Raw genomic sequence first — 19,190 nt, 5'->3', positions numbered from 1 at the left:
ATTTGAAACGGGGTTTGCGTGCTCAAGGTCTATTCCTGTCTCGCGATCGAGCACGACTTTCGTCTCGTGCTGCTCGCCGGTCTCATCTGCGCGCTGGCGATGACGCTGACACACCTCATCGTCCGGCGTGCCGCGGGAGTCAGAGGCGCGGATCGCCAACGCTGGCTTGCACTTTCGGCCGCCTCGACCGGGCTCGGCATCTGGTCCACCCACTTCATAGCGATGATCGCTTATCAGCCGCAGCTACCCACCGGTTATGACGTGCCGCTGACGCTGCTTTCGATCGCGATCGCGATTATCGTAAGCTGGCTGGGCTGGACGCTGGAATTACGCACGAAACGACGCTCGCTGTCGCCGCTTCCGGCGCTTGTGCTGGCCGCCGGCATCGGCATGATGCACTTCGTCGGGATGCAGGCACTCGAAGTTCAGGGGCGGCTCGATTGGGATAGCGCCTATGTCGTGGCGTCGGTCGCCATCGGCGCGACACTTGTCTATGCCGCGCTTCTCGCCCGGCGCCGCCTGCGCCGTACGGCGCTCCCGATCTCGACGCTTGTCTACACGCTGGCGATTTGCGGCCTGCATTTCACCGCGATGGCCGCGGTCACGATCATGCCTGATCCGCGCATGACCGTCCCCGCCGGCGCGATCGCCTCTGGCATCCTAGCGGTGATGGTCGGCGCAGGTGCCCTGATTCTGCTGGCGATCGGCGCGATGCACATCTGGCTGGATTACCGGCTCGCGATGCACCGCGTCGCAGAGCAGCAGCGCGTCGAGGACTTTGCCAATGCTGCGGTCGAGGGCCTCGCCGTCGTAGAGCAAGGGCGCATCGTCGATGCCAACGCCGCCTTTCTACGCCTTGCCGGTTCGAGCCGGAGTACCATAGGTACGCTTGGCGAGGTGCTGCCCGCGCTCGCAGACCTGCGATCGCTCGAACAACTCCTCATGACCGGACAGACGCGCGAAATGACGCTTGTCGACGGCAGCGGTGAAACGATCGACGTCGAGATCACCGCGCGGCCGATCATGTGGCGTCGCAAGCCGCATACCGTCCTCGCCGTATCAGATATCCGCGCGCGCAAGGAAGCCGAACGTCGCATTCACCATCTGGCCTTTCACGATCCGCTCACGGGCATCGCCAATCGCACACTGTTCAACACGCAATTGAAACAGGCGATCGCCACGCGCGCCGAGGAGGAGAAGATCGCGGTGCTCTGTTTCGATCTTGATCGCTTCAAGGCAGTCAATGACGTGTACGGACACGCGCTTGGCGATCAACTGCTGCGGCACGTTGCGACGCAGATCGGTGAAGTTGCCGGTGCCGATGTCATAGCCGCGCGGCTCGGTGGCGACGAGTTTGCGCTGATGTACCGCGTCACCGCGGACAACGACCCCGCTTCGCTGGCGCGGCGTTTGCTCGCACGGCTCAGTCAACCCGTGCCGATTGACCTCCAGACGATCCGTGTTTCCTCGAGCATCGGCATCGCGATGATCCCGGCGGATGCGCGGAATGCTGCCGAGGCGTTGCGCCATGCCGATCTGGCGCTCTATCGGGCAAAGGCCGACGGGCGGGGCGGCTATCGCTTCTTCGAACCCGCTATGGACGCGATCGCGCGCGAGCGCGCGACGCTGGAAGCGGACTTGCGCGAAGCCATCGAGCACGAGCAGCTTCTCATCGATTATCAGCCGCTCGTCGGAATAGAATCGGGGCGCGTCGAAGGCTTCGAGGCGCTTGTCCGCTGGCAGCACCCGACGCGCGGGCTGATCATGCCAACCGATTTCGTGCCCGTCGCCGAAGACAGCGGCCTGATCGTCGATCTCGGCGAATGGGTGCTGCGCCGCGCCTGCACCGATGCCGCGAGATGGAACCCGCCGCTGCGCCTTTCTGTCAATCTATCGCCGGCACAGTTCGGCTACGCCGATGTGTGCGAAACAGTTGCGCGCGCGCTTGCAGATTCGGGATTGCCGCCCCAGCGTCTCGAGCTTGAGGTTACCGAAGGCGTCTTCATCCATGACGCCAAGCGGGGCATCGCCATTCTCGAGCGCATCCGCGCGACGGGCGTTCAGATCGCAATGGACGATTTCGGCACCGGATATTCGAGCCTCAGCTATTTCCGGCAGTTCCCGTTCGACAAGGTTAAGATCGATCGCTCCTTCATCAAGGACATGCTCCACAACAGCCATGCCCGTTCGATCGTGGAAGCGATCATCTCGCTCGGTCGCGGCCTAAACCTCCAGATCGTCGCCGAAGGCGTGGAAACCGCGGAGCAACTGGCGCAACTCCAGGGCTGTTCGCAGGTTCAGGGTTATTATCTAAGTCCGCCCTTGCCGATCGGCCAGTTCGCCGGATCGGTGCTGGTCAATCCGCAAACCGCGGTCGAATTGCCCTCGCTCAAGGCGTAACCGCATATTTCGACGGCGGCGCAACGTCTTGCAAATGCGTCGTTTCGCCCCAAGCGCGGCATCCATATGCCGGCGCAGGTGTTGACCCTCCCGAGTAATACGAAGGAGGAAGTGCAATGCGTAAGAACTCGATATTTGCGGGCGCCTTGGCCGGCATGTTGCTGATCGGCGGCGCGGTCCCCGCGATCGCTCAGGATCAGCCCGCACCCGACAGTGAAAAGGCTGCCGCCGTCAGCGTAGGCGCGACGGTGGTCGACACAACCGGCGCGCCCGTCGGGACCGTGGAATCGGTCGCGGACGACATGGCCGTGATCTCGACTGGCGCCGCCAAGGTCCGTGTGCCCGTTTCGGCGCTCGCCGCTGGCGAAAAGGGCCTGACCATCGGCATCACCAAGGCCGAGCTGGAAGCAAAGGCCAAGCCGCAATAAGCGCGGCCCCCCCGACCGCCATGGGGCGCGTCGTCCATCGACGGCGCGCCCTTTTTCGTTGTCATCCGAACGGATTGTCGATCGAGGGCGGCGGATTGGAGAACCAGCGCGGTCCCTGCGCCGTCATGTAGAAGCAATCCTCCAGCCGGATGCCGAAATCGCCGGGGATGTAGATGCCGGGCTCGTTGGAGAAGCACATGCCCGGCGCGAGCGGCGTGGTTTCCCCGCGCACCAGGTTTACTGGCTCATGGCCATCGAGGCCGATACCGTGCCCCGTACGATGTGAAAGCCCTGGCAGCTTGTAATCGGGCCCATAGCCCAGCTTCGTATAATAGGCGCGCACCGCGTCATCGACGCTCCCCGCAGACGCGCCGACCTTCGCTGCCTCGAAGGCGATATCCTGTCCCTTGCGCATGATTTGCCAGACGTCGCGCTGCTTCTTGCTGGGCTCGCCGAAGACGAAGCTGCGCGAGATGTCGGACTGGTAACCCTGCACGGTGCAGCCGCAGTCCATCAGTACCACCTCGCCGTCGCGCACCGCCTGCGGCTTGCCCGACCCGTGCGGATAGGCGCTTGCCTCGCCAAGCAGAACCAGCGCGAACTCAGGATCTCCGCCCAGCGCGCGCGTCGCGTCGTTCATGATCGCGCCGATGTCCTTGGGCGTCATGCCGCGCTGGATCCGCGGCGCGGTGTAGCGATAAGCCGCGATCGTGATGTCCGCCGCGATCTGCATCAGTGCGATCTCCGCGGGCGATTTGTGCATCCGGCACCCACGCACCACGCTTGCGCCCGAGACGATCTCGGCATCGGGCAGCGCGCGCTTCAGCCCGTCGACCGCGAAATAGCGGACCGTCTCTTCCATGCCGATCTTGCCGCCTGCTAGCTTGTGCGCCTTCAACCAGTCGGCGACCAGCCTGACCGGATCCTCATGCTCGTTCCACGTCCTGAAATCGCCCGGCACCGCAAGCGTCTCGCGTACCGAGGGCTCCTCGAAAAAGGGCGTTACGATCAGGATATCGCCCTCGACGGGCAGCACCGCCGCGGTCAACCGCTCGCTGCGGCTCCAATGGACGCCGGTGAAATAGATCAGGCTCGATCCGGGCTCGATCAGCAGCGCGGAAAGACCCTGCGCGCGCATAAGCCGCTGCGCCTTGGCGATCCGCGCCTTGCGCTCCTCGACGCTGATCGGAACCGCCTTGCCGGCAAGCGATGTCAGCCCGTCCGCCGCTGCCGGCGCCGCGAGCGCGCGCGCCGGCAGGCTCGCCGCCATCGCGGCTGCCCCCGTCATGCCAAGAAAGTCACGCCGGCCAATGCTGCGCATCCAGTTTCTCCCCGTACTCAGTAAAGCAGATAAGGCTGGCGCTCCACCGCCCAGGCGCGCTCGTCAGGCTCGGTCAGCGCATCGAGATCCGCGGGCGTCGCAGCCGCGTCGTCGACCCATTCGCGAAGCGCCGGTCCGCCGTTGATGACGTCGATGGCGAGCTTGCCGAGCTCATATTCATACGGAAAATCGCGCCACAGCGGATAATCGAGATAGAGTCGCCGGATCGCCTTGAAACCAAGCGCCTGCAGCCGCCACGGCTTGAACGCATCATGGTCATAGCGCGCACCCTCGGCGTGGATCTGCACGCCGCTGCACAGCTTGCCCACATGCTTGTGGAACGTCGGCTCGAACCAGCAATCGCGCAGGATGCAGCCCTCGATCCACTGCGGCGCAATCGCACGCATTTCCGCGATGACCGCGCGCGCGTCGATATCGGGCGCGCCGAACAGCTCGAGCGGGCGCGTGGTGCCGCGCCCTTCGGAAAGCGTCGTCCCCTCGAGCATCACCGTCCCCGCATAGGCGCGCGCCATGTTGAGATTGGGCGCGTTGGGGCTTGGGTTGATCCAGATACGCTCTTCGAGCGGCCAGCCGAACCCCGGCGCCGCCTCGGGCGCATAGCCCTCCATCTCGATCACGCGGTAATCGACGTCGAGCTTGAAATGATCGACGAACCACTGCCCGAGCTCGCCCAGCGTCAGCCCGTGACGCATCGGGATTGGCCCCGCGCCGACGAAGCTCTCCCAACCCGGGCGCAGCGTCAGCCCCTCGATCGGCCGCCCCGCCGGATTTGGGCGATCGAGCACCCAAACGCTCTTGCCGTGCTCCGCTGCCGCCTCGAGCATGTAGAGCAAAGTCGTGATGAAGGTGTAGATGCGGCACCCCAGATCCTGGAGGTCGATCAGGACGACGTCGAATGTCCCCATCGACTGGCCCGTGGGCCGACGCACCTCGCCATAGAGGCTGAACACGGGAATGCCGTGAACCGGATCGTTGAAGTCGGGCGACTCCACCATATTGTCCTGCTTGTCGCCGCGCAGGCCGTGTTGCGGCCCGAAAGCGGCGCTCAGCCTGATATCGTCGCATGCCGCCAGCGCGTCGAGCGAATGCGTCAGGTCGGCGGTCACCGAGGCGGGGTGCGCGACCAGCGCGACGCGCTTGCCCTTGATTGGTGCGCGGAGCGCGGGGTCCGCCAGAAGGCGATCAATGCCAAATTTCATGGAAGCTCCAATGCGGGGAGTTCGAACGCGAAGCAATCGGGATGGTGAAAATCTGCCTTGTCCGACGGATGCGCCAGCGCCCAGTAGGATTTTCGGCCATCCGCTTCCTCGATCACCGCCGAAATACCGATCCGTATCGCTCCTGCGCCGATTCCGGGCGCCAGGGTGACATTGAGTTCGAGCAGTTCGTCGCTGGCACGCATCGCGATCTGCGGCGCGTCGATATCGACGTCGTGCATACCGATCCGATAGCCGCTGAATCCATAGGCAGCCCATTGCCCGGACGGCGCGAAGTTGAATTCTCGGTATCCCTCGCCCGCCATGTCGACAAACAGCTCGAAGCATGTGTGCTGCCACAGGGCATCGCGGCGAGACGGTGTGGTCGGGGCAGGCAGCGCGAGCGCCGCAATGCGGCCTGCGAGCTCATAGCTCAACGAAACCTCGCCCGCGGCCGACCGCGTGATCTCCGCCGTGATGCCGGTCACGGCGTCGCACTGCGTATCCGCATGAACTGCCAATGGCAGACGCACGCTACCCAATACCCGCTCTCCATGCTAAGCGCCCGCGCGCTATGACCCAATTCAAATCCGATCTTCTGAACCTGCTCGATAGCCGAGGCTATATCCATCAGACAACCGATGCCGAGGGGCTTGATGCCCTTGCGGTGAAGGAGATCGTGCCCGGTTATATCGGCTTTGATCCGACCGCGCCTTCGCTCCATGTCGGCAGCCTCGTCCAGATCATGATGCTGCGCCGGCTCCAGCAGGCGGGGCACAAGCCGATCGTGCTGATGGGCGGCGGCACCGGCAAGATCGGCGACCCGAGCCTCAAGGAAGAAGCGCGCAGCCTGCTGAGCGAGGAAACGATCAAGGCCAATGTCGCCTCGATCAAGCGCGTCTTCGAGAATTTCCTGACCTTCGGCGACGGCCCGACCGATGCGCTCATGGTCGACAATGCCGATTGGCTCGACAAGCTCGAATACATCCCCTTCCTGCGCGAGATCGGCCAGCATTTCTCCGTCAACCGGATGCTGAGCTTCGATTCGGTGAAGATGCGCCTCGATCGCGAGCAGTCGCTCTCTTTCCTCGAATTCAATTACATGATCCTCCAGGCCTATGACTTCCGCGAGCTTGCGCAGCGCCACGCCTGTCGTCTGCAGATGGGCGGCTCGGACCAGTGGGGGAATATCGTCAACGGCATAGAACTGGCGCGGCGCAAGGACGGCACGCAGGTTTACGGGCTTACCACCCCACTCATCACCACCGCTGATGGCGGCAAGATGGGCAAGACGATGGCGGGCGCGATCTGGCTCAACGCCGATGCCTTAAGCCCCTATGATTACTGGCAGTTCTGGCGCAACACGCAGGACGCCGATGTCGGCCGTTTCCTGCGCCTCTTCACCGATGTGCCGCTCGACGAGATCGCCGAACTGGAAAAAGCCCAGGGCGCGGCGATCAACGACGTCAAGGTACGGCTGGCGAACGAGGCCACCGCGATGTGCCATGGCCGCGAGGCGGCTGCTGCCGCCGCAGAGACCGCGCGCAAGACCTTCGCAGAGGGCGCCGCTGGCGACGATCTGCCCACGCTCGACGTTCTCGGCGACGAGATTGCGATCGTCGACGCGCTGGTCGGCCTCGGGCTGGCCGCATCAAAGGGCGAGGCACGCCGGCTGATCAAGGGCGGCGGTGCGCGCGTCGACGGCGAAAAGGTCGAGGACGAGGCCTTGATGGTGCGGGTCGGCGCCGATCCCGTGCGGCTGTCGTCGGGCAAGAAGAATCACGGCGTCCTCAAGCGGGCGAGCGTGTGACGGCCCCGGTCCCCATCCACCTCATCGGGCTGCCGACCGACTGCCATTCCTCGTTCCTGCGCGGGCCCGCCAAGGCGCCCGCGCATATCCGTGCTGCGCTCAACAGCGATCACGGCAACCCCGCGAGCGAGCGCGGAACCGAGCTTGGCATCGAGATCGACCTCGTCGACCTTGGCGACGTCGCGCTCGACGAAGGCTCCGAAGATGACGATCGCATTACCCAAGCGGTCGCCTATGCGCTCGACGCGGGCGCAATCCCGATTAGCATCGGTGGTGATCACGCGGTGAGTTATCCGATCCTCAAAGCGATCGCTGCCGCGCACGGCCCCGTCACAATCCTGCATTTCGACGCGCACCCCGACATCTATGACGAACTCGGCGGCGACCGGCGCTCGCACGCCTCGCCGTTTGCGCGGATCATGGAGGACGGCTTGGCCAAGCGGCTCGTCCAGGTCGGCATCCGCACGATGAATCGCCATTGCCGCGAACAGGCTGAAAGATTCGGCGTCGAGGTCATCGAGGCGCGTCATTTCCGCCCCGGCTGCCTGCCCGCGCTCGACGGGCCGCTCTATATCAGCATCGATCTCGACGGCTTCGATCCCGCCTTTGCTCCGGGCGTTTCGCATCACGAGCCCGGCGGGCTGACCGTTCGCGACGTCACCGACATATTGCTCGGGCTCGATGTTCCGATCGCGGGCGCTGATGTCGTCGAACTCAACCCGGATCGCGACATCAACGGCATGACCGCCGTCCTCGCCGCCAAGATGGTCAAGGAACTCGCCGCGCTCGCCACCGCGTATCCGGCGCGCGCGCAGGGAGCGATTTCGAGCCGAGCGGAAACGCTCGGTGACTCGGAAATCGCGTCACGACAAACAAATGGAGCACTTTGACGCCATAATCCTCGGCGCGGGTGCGGCGGGGCTGATGTCCGCGCTCACCGCGGGCCAGCGCGGGCGGCGTGTGCTCCTGCTCGATCATGCCGACCGGCCGGGCAAGAAGATCCTCATCTCGGGCGGTGGGCGCTGCAACTTCACCAATATCCAGGCCGTGCCCGACCGCTTCCTCTCGTCCAACCGGCATTTCGCCAAGTCGGCGCTCGGTCGCTATACGGCGCAGGATTTCCTCGATCTGGTCGAGCGCCACCGCATCGCCTGGCACGAAAAGACGCTGGGCCAGCTCTTCTGCGACGGCTCGTCGCGCCAGATTGTAGAGATGCTGCTCGACGAATGCGCGCGCGGCAATGTTGATGTCCGCTGCGAACATCGCATCACATCGATCGAAAAACCTGATGATTTTCATGTTACTACCGATCGCGGCATTTTTGCCGCGCCGTCGGTGGTGATTGCGACAGGCGGCCCCTCGATCCCAAAGATGGGCGCGACAGGCTTCGGCTATGACATCGCGCGCCAGTTTGGCCTCAAGGTGGTCGAGCCTCGCCCCGCGCTCGTGCCGCTGACGCTTGCGGGCGAGGACATGGTGTTCCGCGGCCTTTCCGGCATCGCGGTCGACTCGATAACGCGCTGCAACGGCGCGCACTTTCGCGAAGCCTCGCTGTTCACGCATCGTGGCCTTTCCGGCCCCGCTATTCTTCAGATCTCGTCATACTGGCGCCATGGCGACACGATCACGATGGACATGCTTCCAGATCGCGATGCAGCGGCGATGCTGCTCGATACCAAGCGCGCCCGGCCAAGGGTCCAGATCCACACGCTGCTCGGCGAACTCCTCCCCGATCGTCTCGCCGAGCTGATACGCGAGCCGCTCGGCCTCAAGGGCGAGCTCGCCAACATCCCCGACAAGGCGCTGCGCACGGCGGGCGAGCGATTGAACGGCTGGCGCTTCGTTCCCAACGGTTCCGAAGGGTTCGCCAAGGCCGAGGTCACGGTGGGTGGCGTCGACACCGCGGGCCTCTCCTCGCAGACGATGGAAGCTCGCAAGGTCCCCGGCCTTTATTTCATCGGCGAGGCGGTCGATGTCACCGGCTGGCTCGGCGGCTACAATTTCCAGTGGGCCTGGGCCAGCGGCGTGGCGGCGGGTCAGGTCGCCTGACAACAGGCGCAAAGCTGCGGCTTCGACGTCGCAAAATACCCAGCGGAACGCTCCCGGGGCCTGCGAGTTCTCCTGACAGGACACTCGGCGCCCGCAAAGGAGCAAATCATGAGGCCTCGTTTTCTTCGTCACATCGCGTTGCTGTCGGCGATCGGCAGCATGGGCGCCGCACAGGCCCAGATTCCCGGCATGCCGGGCGGAGCGGGTGGGATGGGCCTGCCCAACGTGTCATCCATGGGCGCCGGAAATGCGGCAGGCGTGCTGAGCTATTGCGTGAAGAACAAGATCATCGGCGGCGGTGATGCGACTTCGACGCTTGGCAGTTTGACGAAGAAGCCCGACGTGACATCCTCCAAGGACTATACCGCGGGCGCCGCAGGCAAGGTGGCCACGGGGAAGGGCGCACCATTTTCGCTCGACAGCGCGCCGAAGCAGGTGAAATCGCAGGTCTGCGACATGGTGCTGAAGCAGGCGAAGTCTTTCATTTAGCGGTTCGAGGGCGTCGGGAGACGGATATGCTGAGGCCCTGGGCGCAGATCAAAGCGGCTGGCCAGAATGTAAACTATGCCCGCAAAGTCTGGCAGCGGCTGAACGGCGTCTATCCGCGCGAATGTAATATCTGCGGCTATGCGGGTATGTTCAGGGCAGCCGGCTTGCCTCCTCGTTTCGATGCGCGCTGCCCCCGCTGCCTTTCGCTGGAAAGACATCGGCATCAAGCCCTCTGGATCAGCAGCAATGAGCATGCGCTGCTGCGGAACAAGCGCATCCTGCATTTCGCAGCCGAACCTATCCTGCGCAAAATCTATAGCGCGCTCGCTGCACGATATGCGTCGGCGGATATCAGGGGCGATGGCGCCGATATGACGCTGAACCTTGAGCAGATCGATCAGCCCAATGCGTCATGGGACGTGATCGTCGCCAATCACGTTCTCGAGCATGTCGACGACAGGAAGGCGCTCGCCGAGATGCACCGCGTGCTGGCGCCAGGCGGGCTTGCGATCCTTTCGTTCCCGATCGCGCCGCTCTACGAAAAAACCTACGAAAACCCGGCCATTATTTCGAAAGCCGACCGCGACCTCCATTTCGGTCAATGGGATCATGTTCGCTACTATGGCGCCGATGCGGCGGATCGCATCGCCGCGGCCGGATTCGAGGTTTCGACGTTCTCGGTCGGCGAGCCCTATGTCCACCGACACGGCATCACGAGGAATACCCGCGACTTCCTCGCGCGAAAGCTTTGATCTTCGATCGCCTTGCCGTTGGGGGACCCTACTGTCCTACAATACCGCATGTCTGTCATGGTCGCGCCATGGTTCCGCGCACGCTCTTTTCGTTTCCCGGTTTCAGTAATATCATTTCACGTCGACGAAACTTTTTTTCACGATTCAAGAGAAAAGTGCGAACACAAGCGGATCGGGGCACGGTGGCGCTGAGGCCGTTCTGGTGTTATAGGCCGCCCTCCCGTCGGGATTCGCTTCGCGTCCGGCGCATTCAAAACTGGAATTCAGATGCCCTTCTCTTCGCTGCCCGCCACGATTGGCGAGGCGCTGGCCGAGCGCGGTTATGCCGCGCCCACCGATGTTCAGGCCGCCATCATTTCGCAGGAAACCGAAGGTCGCGACCTGCTCGTTTCCGCGCAGACCGGATCGGGCAAGACCGTCGCCTTCGGCCTCGCCATGGCGTCCGACGTGCTGAACGGTCAGGAGCGGCTGCCCTATGCGGTCGAGCCGCTGGCGCTGATCGTCGCCCCCACGCGCGAGCTCGCGATGCAGGTCCAGCGCGAACTGAGCTGGCTCTATGCCAAGGCGGGTGGGCGGGTCGCCTCGTGCGTCGGCGGAATGAACATCCGCCAGGAACAGCGCGCGCTGCAGAGCGGTGCGCATATCGTCGTTGGCACTCCGGGTCGTCTGCGCGATCATATCGAGCGCGGCAGCCTCGCCACCGGCAGCATCAAGGTCGTCGTGCTCGATGAGGCTGACGAGATGCTCGACATGGGTTTCCGCGAGGAGATCGAGGAAATCCTCGACGTCACGCCCCCCGAGCGCCGCACGCTGCTTTTCTCGGCAACACTGCCCCGCCCCATCGCCCACCTCGCCAAGACCTATCAGCGCGACGCGCTGCGCATCCAGACCGTAGCTTCGGGCCAGGCGCATGCCGATATCGACTATCGCGCGATCGCGGTGCCGCCCTCGGCGATCGAGAATGCCGTGGTCAACGTGCTGCGCTTCTATGAAGCCGATGGCGCGATGGTGTTCTGTGCGACGCGCGAGAATGTCCGCCGCCTCGCTGCCAGCCTCACCGAGCGCGGCTTTTCTGCGGTCGCGCTCTCGGGCGAACTCAGCCAGAACGAGCGTAACCACGCGCTTCAGGCGCTGCGCGATCGTCGCGCCCGCGTCTGCGTCGCCACCGACGTCGCCGCGCGCGGCATCGACCTTCCCAATCTGGGGCTGGTCGTTCACGCCGAGCTTCCGATCGATGCCGAAACGCTCCAGCACCGTTCGGGCCGCACGGGCCGCGCGGGGCGTAAGGGCACCTGCATCATGGTGGTTCCTTACCAGCGCCGCCGGCGTGCCGAAGGGCTGCTCCGTGCCGCCAACGTCAAGGCGCAGTGGGTCGACGCGCCCAGCGCCGAGGATATCCGCGCCCGCGATCAGGAACGGCTGCTGGAAACCATCGTCCCGGGCGAGGTCGCCGATGAGGATCTGGCGATCGGCCGCACGCTGCTCGAGCGCCACAGCGCCGAGGAAATCGCCGCAGCGCTCGTTCGCGCGCACCGCCGCGAACTTCCCGAGCCCGAGGAACTGCTCGGCAGCGGACCCGACGATCGTGGGCAGCGTCCGGACGGCAAGCGCGACGGCTTCGAGGACGTGGTCTGGTTCCGCATGAGCATCGGCCGCAACGACCGCGCTGACGCGCGCTGGATCCTGCCCTTGATCTGCCGTCGCGGTCACATCACCAAGAACGAGGTCGGCGCGATCCGCATCGGCGACCGCGAGACCATGTTCCAGATCCCGCGCGCCATGGCCGATCGTTTCGCCCAGGCCGTCCGCAAGACCGCGACCGAGGATGACGACGTCCGGATCGAGCATTCGGCCGAAGGCCCGCCGCCTATGCGCGGCGGAGGTGGTCGCCGCCCGAACGGTCCGCCGCCCGAGAAACGCTACGCACCCAAGCCCTATCATCGCGGCAAGAAGCCCGGCCCTAAGGCAGGATCGGGCCCGGGCCGCCGCGGGTGATCCTCATCGATGGCGACGCGTGCCCGGTAAAGGATGAAATTTACCGGGTCGCGCGCCGCTACGACGTGCCCGTCAAGCTCGTCACCAACAGCTTCATCCGCGTGCCGCCCGAACCGCTCATCGAGCGCGTGCTGGTCGATTCGGGGTTCGACGCCGCCGACAATTGGATCGCCGAGCATGCCTCGGCCGACACGATCGTGATCACCGCAGATATCCTGTTGGCCGATCGCTGCATCAAGGCGGGTTCCGCAGTGCTCGGCCCCAATGGCCGGCCCTTCGACGCACATTCGATCGGTGCCGCGGTTGCGACGCGAGCGCTGATGGCCGATCTGCGCGCGATGGACGAGGTGCGCGGTGGTCCGCCGCCTTTCAGCAAGACCGATCGCTCGCGCTTCCTCTCAGCGCTCGATACCGCGGTGGTGAAGCTTAAGCGGCGGTAAACACCTGCTTAACCCTGTCCCTTAGCCACATCTTGTCTCGGGAACGTCACTATCCGCGGTTCGCGAACCAGTGTGGGGAAAAGTTCAGCAATGGCGTGGCCGATCGCCCGGCAGATCAATGATATCGACCAGCGTCGCGCCGACCGGAAAGAAATCGGCGTGCCAACGCTGTTCCGCCGTCGCTCACCGCCAATCACGCCCCCCGAATCCGCCACCCTCCTCAACCTGTCGCGGCTCGGCTTTCTCGTTCGAACCGATCTGCTCATCATCGATGGCGAGTTCGTGTCGATCGAATTGCCGATGCTGGGCGAGATGAAGGCGCGCAGCGTCTGGTCGATGGGGTATGACGTCGGCGCCGAGTTCCTGGTGCCGATCCCGACGCTGCAATATGAGAATGTGCTCGCAGTCATCGAGCGTCACCAGGAAGCCGTTCAGCCCGAGCGCAGCAGCTCGACCCCCGAATCCCTTTCGAACAGATAGAGCGCGGTCCGCGCCGCCTGTCCGCGTTCGCCCTGCAGTCCCCCGTCGCGGTCGACCAGCAGCCGCGCGTCGTCGGTAGCGACCGGCAGGAAAGTCTGCAGATGCTCGGGGCTGGCGAGCCGGAAGCGCGCTTCGCCCGACTGTTTGGTCCCCAGAATTTCCCCTGCACCGCGCAGCCGCAGATCCTCCTCGGCAATGCGAAAGCCGTCATTGGTCTCGCGCATCAGCGCCAACCGCGCGCGCGAGGTTTCGCTAAGCGCGCCGCCGCGTAGCAGCAGACAGACCGACCGCCCCTCCCCGCGCCCTACGCGTCCGCGTAGCTGATGGAGCTGTGCAAGCCCGAAGCGATCGGCGCCCTCAACGATCATCAGCGTCGCATTTGGCACGTTGACGCCCACTTCGATCACGGTGGTCGCGACGAGGAGCTGGGTAGCGCCGCGCTGGAACGCTTCCATCACCGCATCCTTTTCCGGCCCCTTCATCCGCCCGTGGACCAGCCCAACCTTGTCGCCGAAGCGCAACTTGAGCGCCGCTGCGCGCGCCTCGGCCGCGGCCTGGTCGCTTGTCTCGCTCTCTTCGACCAATGGACATACCCAATAGGCCTGCCCCCCGCCCGACAGATGCCGCGCGACCCCATCGACCACTTCGGGCAGCCTTTCGTCGGAAATTACGCGCGTTTCCACGGGCTGCCGCCCCGGCGGCATCTCGTCGAGGCGGCTGACGTCCATCTCGCCATAATGGGTGAGCGTCAGCGTGCGCGGGATCGGCGTTGCGGTCATCACCAGCAGATGCGGCGGATGCTCGGCCTTTTGCGCAAGCATCAGCCGCTGTGCGACGCCAAAGCGGTGCTGCTCGTCGACCACCGCGAGCCCCAGATTCTTGTAAGTCACCGCTTCCTGGAAGATCGCGTGCGTCCCGATCAATATGTCGATCGAGCCATCGGCCAATCCCATCAGCGTCGCCTCGCGCGCTCGCCCCTTGTCGCGCCCGGTCAGGATCGCGACATTGACGGGAAGCCCCACGAGATCGCGTGTTATCGTCTCGTAATGCTGCCGCGCCAGGATCTCGGTGGGCGCGAGCAACGCACCCTGCGCGCCCGCCTCAACCGCGCTCAGCAGCGCCATCAGCGCTACGAGCGTCTTGCCCGATCCGACATCGCCCTGGAGCAGACGCAACATGGGTTGTTCCTGCTGCATGTCGCCTTCAATCTCGGCGATCGTCCGCCGCTGCGCGCCCGTCGCGGCATAGGGGAGCTTCAACGCATCGCGCAGCCGGCCGTCGCCCTTAAGCGCCCTGCCCCGTCGCTTCCGTGTGGAGGCGCGGACGAGCATCAGTGCGAGCTGGTTGGCGAAAATCTCGTCATAAGCGAGGCGATCGCGGGCCAGCTTGTCGGCGGGATTGGCGTGGATGCGCACGAGCGAGTTACGCCAATCCGGCCAGTCGTGCCGCCCCTTCAGGCTCGGTTCGATCCATTCGGGCAGATCGGGCGCGCGCTCGAGCGCCTGTTCGGCGAGCTGGGCGACGCGCTTGCCCGTCAGCCCTTCCGAAAGCGGGTAAACCGCCTCGCGTTCGGGCAGGCTCGCGCTTTCGCCGGGCGCCAGCACATAGTCGGGATGGACGATCTGGAGTTCCTGCCCGTAATTTTCGAGTTTCCCCGAAACCACGCGCACCTCGCCCAGCGGCAGCAGCTTCTTCGCCCAGCCCGGATTGCCGCCAAAATAGACAAGCGTGACATAGTTGCTGTGCTTGTCCGTCGCCTGCACGCGGAACGGGCTGCGCGGACCGCCGCTGCGATAGTCGGTCGGGGTCAGCACGATCGTGATCACCCGCCCCGTATCGGCCATGCGCAGCTCATCGACGCGCATCCGGTCGATCCAGCCGGTTGGCAGATGGAACGCCACATCGATCGCGCGCGCGAGGCCAAGGCGTTCCAATGGCTTGGCGAGCTGTGGCCCGATGCCTTTGAGCGCCGTTATTTCGACGAAGAGCGGATTGAGAATATCGGGTCGCATGTCTATCTGGGCACCGCTTATAGCCGAGCCGACATGCGCCGCCAGCGCCTGTGGGCTTATTTCTGTTAGGAAAATCATGGACGCCGAAACCCGCCTCAAACGTCTCCGCTTCCGCGCATGGCACCGTGGTACGCGCGAAGCCGACATGTTGGTCGGCGGGTTCTTCGACACCTATTCGGAAAGCTGGACGCTAGAAGAGGTCGATCTATTTGAAGTGCTGATCGAAGAAGCCGACGTTGATATCCTTGCATGGGCGATGGACACTGCGGACGTGCCCGAGCGCTATCAGGGCCCGATGATGACCGCGATCAAGAAGCTCGACTATATTCCGGTGGCGCGTTGACCGACCTTTCCCGCATTCTGAAGGCCGCAGCCCCCCTAACGCTCTCGGGCGCGCCTACGGGTTTCCTGCCCTGGCTGATGGCCGATCTCGCGCGCGCCGCCAAGGGCCGCGCGGTGTTCATCGCCTCCGACGATATCGCGATGCGCTCGCTCGTCGATACCGCGCACTATTTCGCGCCCGAACTCGAAATCCTGTCCTATCCCGCCTGGGACTGCCTTCCCTATGACCGCGCTTCGCCATCGCTGCGCGTAAGTTCCGAACGGCTGGCGACGCTGCACGCGCTCCAGCGCAAACCGACGCGGCCGCAACTGCTGGTGACGACGCTCAATGCGATCACGCAGCGCACGCTTACGCCCTTTCGCATCCGCCAACTCGTGGCAAAGCTGGCGCCCGGCGAGCGGATCGAGCGCGACGCGCTTGCAACTCTGCTTCAGGCCAATGGCTATGTCCGCGTCGATACCGTTGCCGATGCGGGCGAGTTCGCAGTGCGCGGCGGGCTCGTCGACCTCTTTCCTTCCGGGGAGGAACAGGCGCTGCGGCTCGATTTCTTCGGCGATGAGATCGAGAGCGTTCGTCGCTTTGACCCCGCCGACCAGCGCACCACCGGACGGATTGACGGCTTCACGCTGCTCCCCGCGTCCGAGGCGCTGCTCGACGGGGAGAGCATCAAGCGCTTCCGGAGCCGCTATCGCGAGATCTTCGGCGCTACAGCGACGGGCGATCCGCTCTATCAGGCTATCTCCGAAGGGCGCCGCCTTGCAGGCATGGAGCACTGGCTGCCGCTGCTCGAAGAGCGGATGACGACGCTGTTCGATCATATCGGCGACGAGGCGGTGATCGTACGCGATAGCGGCTCGACGGGCGCGGCGGAGGGACGCTTCGAGGCGGTCGCGGACTATCACGCCAACCGCGAGCGCGCGCGGACGAGCGATCCGGGCAGCTATCGCCCGATCGATCCCAAAACGCTCTATCTCGATGCGGCCGAATGGTCGGATGCGATCGCGGCGCATGCGATCCACCTCACCTCGCCCTTCCACGAACCCGAAAGCGCGAGCGTCCTCGACTTTCAGGTCGAGGGGCCCCGGGATTTCGCGCCCGAGCGCGCCCAGAACGCCAATGTCTACGAAGCGGTTGCCGCGCACGCCGCATCGCTCAGAAAACAGGGCAAGAAGCTGGTGCTCGCCAGCTATTCCGAAGGCGCACGCGAGCGTCTGGGTGGCCTCCTCGCCGATCACGGGCTGAAAGGCGGCCGTGCCGCCGACACCTGGCAGGAAGCGCTCGGCACCGCCGCCTCGGCCATCGCGCTGATCGTCCTTCCCCTCGATCACGGCTTCACCGCGCCCGATGTCGCGCTGCTGACCGAGCAGGACATGCTCGGCGACCGTCTGGTCCGCCGGCAGAAGCGCAAGAAGAGCGCCGATGCGTTCCTTGCCGAACTGGCCACGCTCAGTCCGGGCGATCTCGTCGTCCATGTCGACCACGGCATCGGGCGCTATGAGGGACTGACCTCGATCCCCGTCGGACAGAGCCCGCATGACTGCGTCTGGCTGACCTATGCGGGCGGTGACAAGCTGTTCGTGCCCGTCGAGAATATCGACGTGCTCTCGCGCTACGGCGCCGATGGCGAAAACGCCACGCTCGACAGATTGGGCGGAGAAGCCTGGCAGCGCCGCAAGTCGCGGATGAAGGAGCGCATCCGCGAGATCGCGGGCGAACTCATCGCCACCGCCGCCAAGCGCGCGCTGCGCCACGCACAGGTGGCCGAACCCGACAGCGGCGGCTATCCCGCGTTCGTCGACCGCTTCCCCTATCAGGAAACCGATGATCAGGACCGCGCGATCGCCGAGGTCATCGACGATCTGGGCGCGGGCAAGCCGATGGACCGGCTCGTCGTCGGCGATGTCGGCTTCGGCAAGACCGAGGTTGCGTTGCGCGCCGCCTTCGTCGCGGCGATGGCTGGAATGCAGGTCGCGGTGGTGTGCCCGACCACGTTGCTCGCGCGCCAGCACCACATGAATTTCCGCGACCGTTTCCAGGGCTTCCCGATCAACGTCGGGCGCCTCTCGCGCCTCGTTCCCGCGGGAGAAGCCAAGACGGTCAAGGAAGGGCTGGCCGACGGCACGATCGACATCGTCGTCGGCACGCACGCGATCCTCGCCAAGGGGATCGAGTTCAAGCGGCTTGGGCTTGTCATCGTCGACGAGGAACAGCGCTTCGGGGTGACGCACAAGGAACGGCTCAAGGCACTCAAGACCGACGTCCACGTCCTCACACTCACTGCCACCCCCATCCCGCGCACGCTGCAGATGGCGATGTCGGGACTGCGCGAGCTTTCGGTGATCCAGACCCCGCCCGTAGACCGGCTTGCGGTGCGCACCTATGTGATGCCGTGGGACCCCGTAGTGTTGCGCGAGGCGCTGCTGCGCGAACATTATCGCGGCGGACAGAGCTTCCTCGTGACGCCGCGCATTTCCGATCTGCCGGAAATCGAGAAGTTCCTGAGCGAGGAAGTCCCCGAGGTCCGCTATGTCGTGGCGCACGGCCAGATGGCGCCGGGCCTCGTGGAAGAGCGCATGTCGGCCTTTTACGACAAGCGCTACGAAGTGCTGGTTTCGACTACCATTATCGAAAGCGGTCTCGACATCCCCAGCGCCAACACGCTCGTCATCAATCGCGCCGATCGCTTCGGGCTCGCGCAGCTCTATCAGCTCCGCGGCCGTGTCGGGCGCTCGAAGACGCGCGCCTATGCCTATATGACGACCGACCGGCTAATGACCGAGGCTGCGGAAAAGCGGCTGAAGGTGCTGTCCGACCTCGACAGTCTTGGCGCGGGTTTCCAGCTCGCCAGCCACGACCTCGACATTCGCGGCGCGGGCAACCTGCTCGGCGACGAGCAGTCGGGCCATATCAAGGAGGTGGGCTTCGAACTCTATCAGTCGATGCTCGAGGACGCGATCATCGAGGCACGTGCAGGCGGAGCGGGTCTGGAACCGCGGCGCGAGGACTTCTCGCCGCAGATCACCGTCGACGCGCCGATCATGATCCCCGACGATTATGTCCCCGATCTCGATCTGCGCATGGGGCTGTACCGTCGCATGAACGAGCTCGAGAATCGCGAGCAGATCGAGGCCTTCGCCGCCGAGATGATCGACCGTTTCGGCAAACTGCCTGACTCCACGGAAAACCTGCTTCGCGTCATCGAGATCAAGTTGAACGCCAAAAAGGCGTCGATAGCGAAGATCGATGTCGGCCCGCGCGGCGCGCTTGTCAGCTTCTTCAACGACAATTTCCCCAATCTTGAGGGACTGCTCGCCTATGTGCAGCGGCTGGACGGCGTGGCGAAGCTGAGGCCCGACAGCAAGCTCGTCATCAACCGGGCCTGGGGCGATCCAAAGTCGCGGCTCAACGGCGTACTGCAACTTTCCAAGGGGCTCGCAAAGGCCGCGGCGTAGCG

At 64.7% G+C, this 19,190-nt stretch carries 16 protein-coding genes; 12 read left to right on the top strand and 4 right to left on the bottom strand.

Annotated features, from left to right (window positions below):
• The first annotated feature begins 18 nt into the window (after positions 1-18).
• Together D3876_RS14535 and D3876_RS14530 are read left to right on the top strand one after the other, a co-directional pair.
• Positions 19-2,400 (top strand): EAL domain-containing protein, encoded by a 2,382-nt coding sequence (locus D3876_RS14535; RefSeq protein ID WP_119763322.1) that lies wholly within the window; start codon positions 19-21, stop codon positions 2,398-2,400.
• Between the two features lie 116 nt (positions 2,401-2,516).
• On the top strand, positions 2,517-2,828 hold the full coding sequence (locus D3876_RS14530; RefSeq protein WP_147417664.1) for a hypothetical protein: 312 nt from the start codon (positions 2,517-2,519) through the stop codon (positions 2,826-2,828).
• Between the two features lie 61 nt (positions 2,829-2,889).
• Here D3876_RS14530 and D3876_RS14525 read toward each other — a convergent pair whose 3' ends face one another.
• Genes D3876_RS14525 through D3876_RS14515 form a run of 3 tightly spaced genes read right to left on the bottom strand, consistent with a single transcriptional unit; the run spans position 2,890 to position 5,908 of the window.
• Positions 2,890-4,149 (bottom strand): M24 family metallopeptidase, encoded by a 1,260-nt coding sequence (locus D3876_RS14525; protein ID WP_119763318.1) that lies wholly within the window; start codon positions 4,147-4,149, stop codon positions 2,890-2,892.
• 17 nt (positions 4,150-4,166) lie between these two features.
• The gene (locus D3876_RS14520; protein ID WP_119763316.1) at positions 4,167-5,369 is read right to left on the bottom strand and encodes an exo-beta-N-acetylmuramidase NamZ family protein; all 1,203 of its coding nucleotides are present in this window, start codon (positions 5,367-5,369) and stop codon (positions 4,167-4,169) included.
• Positions 5,366-5,908 carry a DOMON-like domain-containing protein gene (locus D3876_RS14515; RefSeq protein WP_220475467.1) on the bottom strand — a complete coding sequence of 181 codons (543 nt, stop codon included), beginning with the start codon at positions 5,906-5,908 and terminating at the stop codon, positions 5,366-5,368. Before D3876_RS14515 ends, D3876_RS14520 begins: the two co-directional genes overlap by 4 nt.
• A 32-nt stretch (positions 5,909-5,940) precedes the next feature.
• Here D3876_RS14515 and tyrS point away from each other — a divergent pair, with 32 nt between their 5' ends.
• The 8 genes from tyrS (at position 5,941) to D3876_RS14475 (ending at position 13,381) form a co-directional block, all read left to right on the top strand.
• The gene (tyrS, locus tag D3876_RS14510; RefSeq protein ID WP_119763312.1) at positions 5,941-7,176 is read left to right on the top strand and encodes a tyrosine--tRNA ligase; all 1,236 of its coding nucleotides are present in this window, start codon (positions 5,941-5,943) and stop codon (positions 7,174-7,176) included.
• Entirely contained in the window at positions 7,173-8,066 is an 894-nt protein-coding gene (locus D3876_RS14505) for an agmatinase family protein (RefSeq protein WP_119763310.1), read from the top strand. The genes tyrS and D3876_RS14505 overlap by 4 nt, the downstream gene beginning before the upstream one ends.
• The gene (locus D3876_RS14500) at positions 8,053-9,225 is read left to right on the top strand and encodes a BaiN/RdsA family NAD(P)/FAD-dependent oxidoreductase (protein ID WP_119763308.1); all 1,173 of its coding nucleotides are present in this window, start codon (positions 8,053-8,055) and stop codon (positions 9,223-9,225) included. Before D3876_RS14505 ends, D3876_RS14500 begins: the two co-directional genes overlap by 14 nt.
• 108 nt (positions 9,226-9,333) lie before the next feature.
• Positions 9,334-9,714 (top strand): DUF2501 domain-containing protein, encoded by a 381-nt coding sequence (locus tag D3876_RS14495; RefSeq protein ID WP_119763306.1) that lies wholly within the window; start codon positions 9,334-9,336, stop codon positions 9,712-9,714.
• 26 nt (positions 9,715-9,740) lie between these two features.
• Positions 9,741-10,466: a class I SAM-dependent methyltransferase gene (locus D3876_RS14490; protein WP_119763304.1), complete on the top strand. Its 726-nt coding sequence runs from the start codon at positions 9,741-9,743 to the stop codon at positions 10,464-10,466.
• Between the two features lie 267 nt (positions 10,467-10,733).
• Entirely contained in the window at positions 10,734-12,461 is a 1,728-nt protein-coding gene (locus D3876_RS14485; protein ID WP_119763302.1) for a DEAD/DEAH box helicase, read from the top strand.
• Positions 12,458-12,901 carry a YaiI/YqxD family protein gene (locus tag D3876_RS14480; RefSeq protein ID WP_119763300.1) on the top strand — a complete coding sequence of 148 codons (444 nt, stop codon included), beginning with the start codon at positions 12,458-12,460 and terminating at the stop codon, positions 12,899-12,901. The genes D3876_RS14485 and D3876_RS14480 overlap by 4 nt, the downstream gene beginning before the upstream one ends.
• 90 nt (positions 12,902-12,991) lie before the next feature.
• Complete coding sequence (locus D3876_RS14475) at positions 12,992-13,381, top strand: hypothetical protein (protein ID WP_119763298.1); 390 nt, start codon at positions 12,992-12,994, stop codon at positions 13,379-13,381.
• Here D3876_RS14475 and recG read toward each other — a convergent pair.
• The gene (recG, locus tag D3876_RS14470; RefSeq protein WP_119763296.1) at positions 13,333-15,393 is read right to left on the bottom strand and encodes an ATP-dependent DNA helicase RecG; all 2,061 of its coding nucleotides are present in this window, start codon (positions 15,391-15,393) and stop codon (positions 13,333-13,335) included. The two genes, D3876_RS14475 and recG, sit on opposite strands and share 49 nt — an antisense overlap.
• Before the next feature lie 76 nt (positions 15,394-15,469).
• Here recG and D3876_RS14465 point away from each other — a divergent pair, with 76 nt between their 5' ends.
• On the top strand, positions 15,470-15,736 hold the full coding sequence (locus tag D3876_RS14465; RefSeq protein ID WP_119763294.1) for an FAD assembly factor SdhE: 267 nt from the start codon (positions 15,470-15,472) through the stop codon (positions 15,734-15,736).
• A complete protein-coding gene (gene mfd, locus D3876_RS14460; RefSeq protein ID WP_119763292.1) occupies positions 15,733-19,188 on the top strand; it encodes a transcription-repair coupling factor in 3,456 nt (1,151 codons plus the stop codon). The genes D3876_RS14465 and mfd overlap by 4 nt, the downstream gene beginning before the upstream one ends.
• Positions 19,189-19,190: the final 2 nt, after the last annotated feature.

Origin of the sequence: Sphingomonas cavernae (assembly GCF_003590775.1) — a bacterium.
Classification (GTDB): Bacteria; Pseudomonadota; Alphaproteobacteria; order Sphingomonadales; family Sphingomonadaceae; genus Sphingobium_A; species Sphingobium_A cavernae.
Note: the sequence above shows the minus strand (reverse complement) of the source record. Positions and strands in the feature narration are given on the sequence as shown.

Excerpts from the sequence above, each read along its gene's own strand:
- D3876_RS14520 (WP_119763316.1), bottom strand. The coding sequence starts at position 5,369 with ATGAAATTTGGCATTGATCGCCTTCTGGCGGACCCCGCGCTCCGCGCA.
- D3876_RS14495 (WP_119763306.1), top strand. The coding sequence starts at position 9,334 with ATGAGGCCTCGTTTTCTTCGTCACATCGCGTTGCTGTCGGCGATCGGC.
- D3876_RS14500 (WP_119763308.1), top strand. The coding sequence starts at position 8,053 with ATGGAGCACTTTGACGCCATAATCCTCGGCGCGGGTGCGGCGGGGCTG.
- recG (WP_119763296.1), bottom strand. The coding sequence starts at position 15,393 with ATGCGACCCGATATTCTCAATCCGCTCTTCGTCGAAATAACGGCGCTC.
- D3876_RS14475 (WP_119763298.1), top strand. The coding sequence starts at position 12,992 with ATGGCGTGGCCGATCGCCCGGCAGATCAATGATATCGACCAGCGTCGC.
- D3876_RS14465 (WP_119763294.1), top strand. The coding sequence starts at position 15,470 with ATGGACGCCGAAACCCGCCTCAAACGTCTCCGCTTCCGCGCATGGCAC.
- tyrS (WP_119763312.1), top strand. The coding sequence starts at position 5,941 with ATGACCCAATTCAAATCCGATCTTCTGAACCTGCTCGATAGCCGAGGC.
- D3876_RS14490 (WP_119763304.1), top strand. The coding sequence starts at position 9,741 with ATGCTGAGGCCCTGGGCGCAGATCAAAGCGGCTGGCCAGAATGTAAAC.
- D3876_RS14525 (WP_119763318.1), bottom strand. The coding sequence starts at position 4,149 with ATGCGCAGCATTGGCCGGCGTGACTTTCTTGGCATGACGGGGGCAGCC.
- D3876_RS14485 (WP_119763302.1), top strand. The coding sequence starts at position 10,734 with ATGCCCTTCTCTTCGCTGCCCGCCACGATTGGCGAGGCGCTGGCCGAG.
- D3876_RS14530 (WP_147417664.1), top strand. The coding sequence starts at position 2,517 with ATGCGTAAGAACTCGATATTTGCGGGCGCCTTGGCCGGCATGTTGCTG.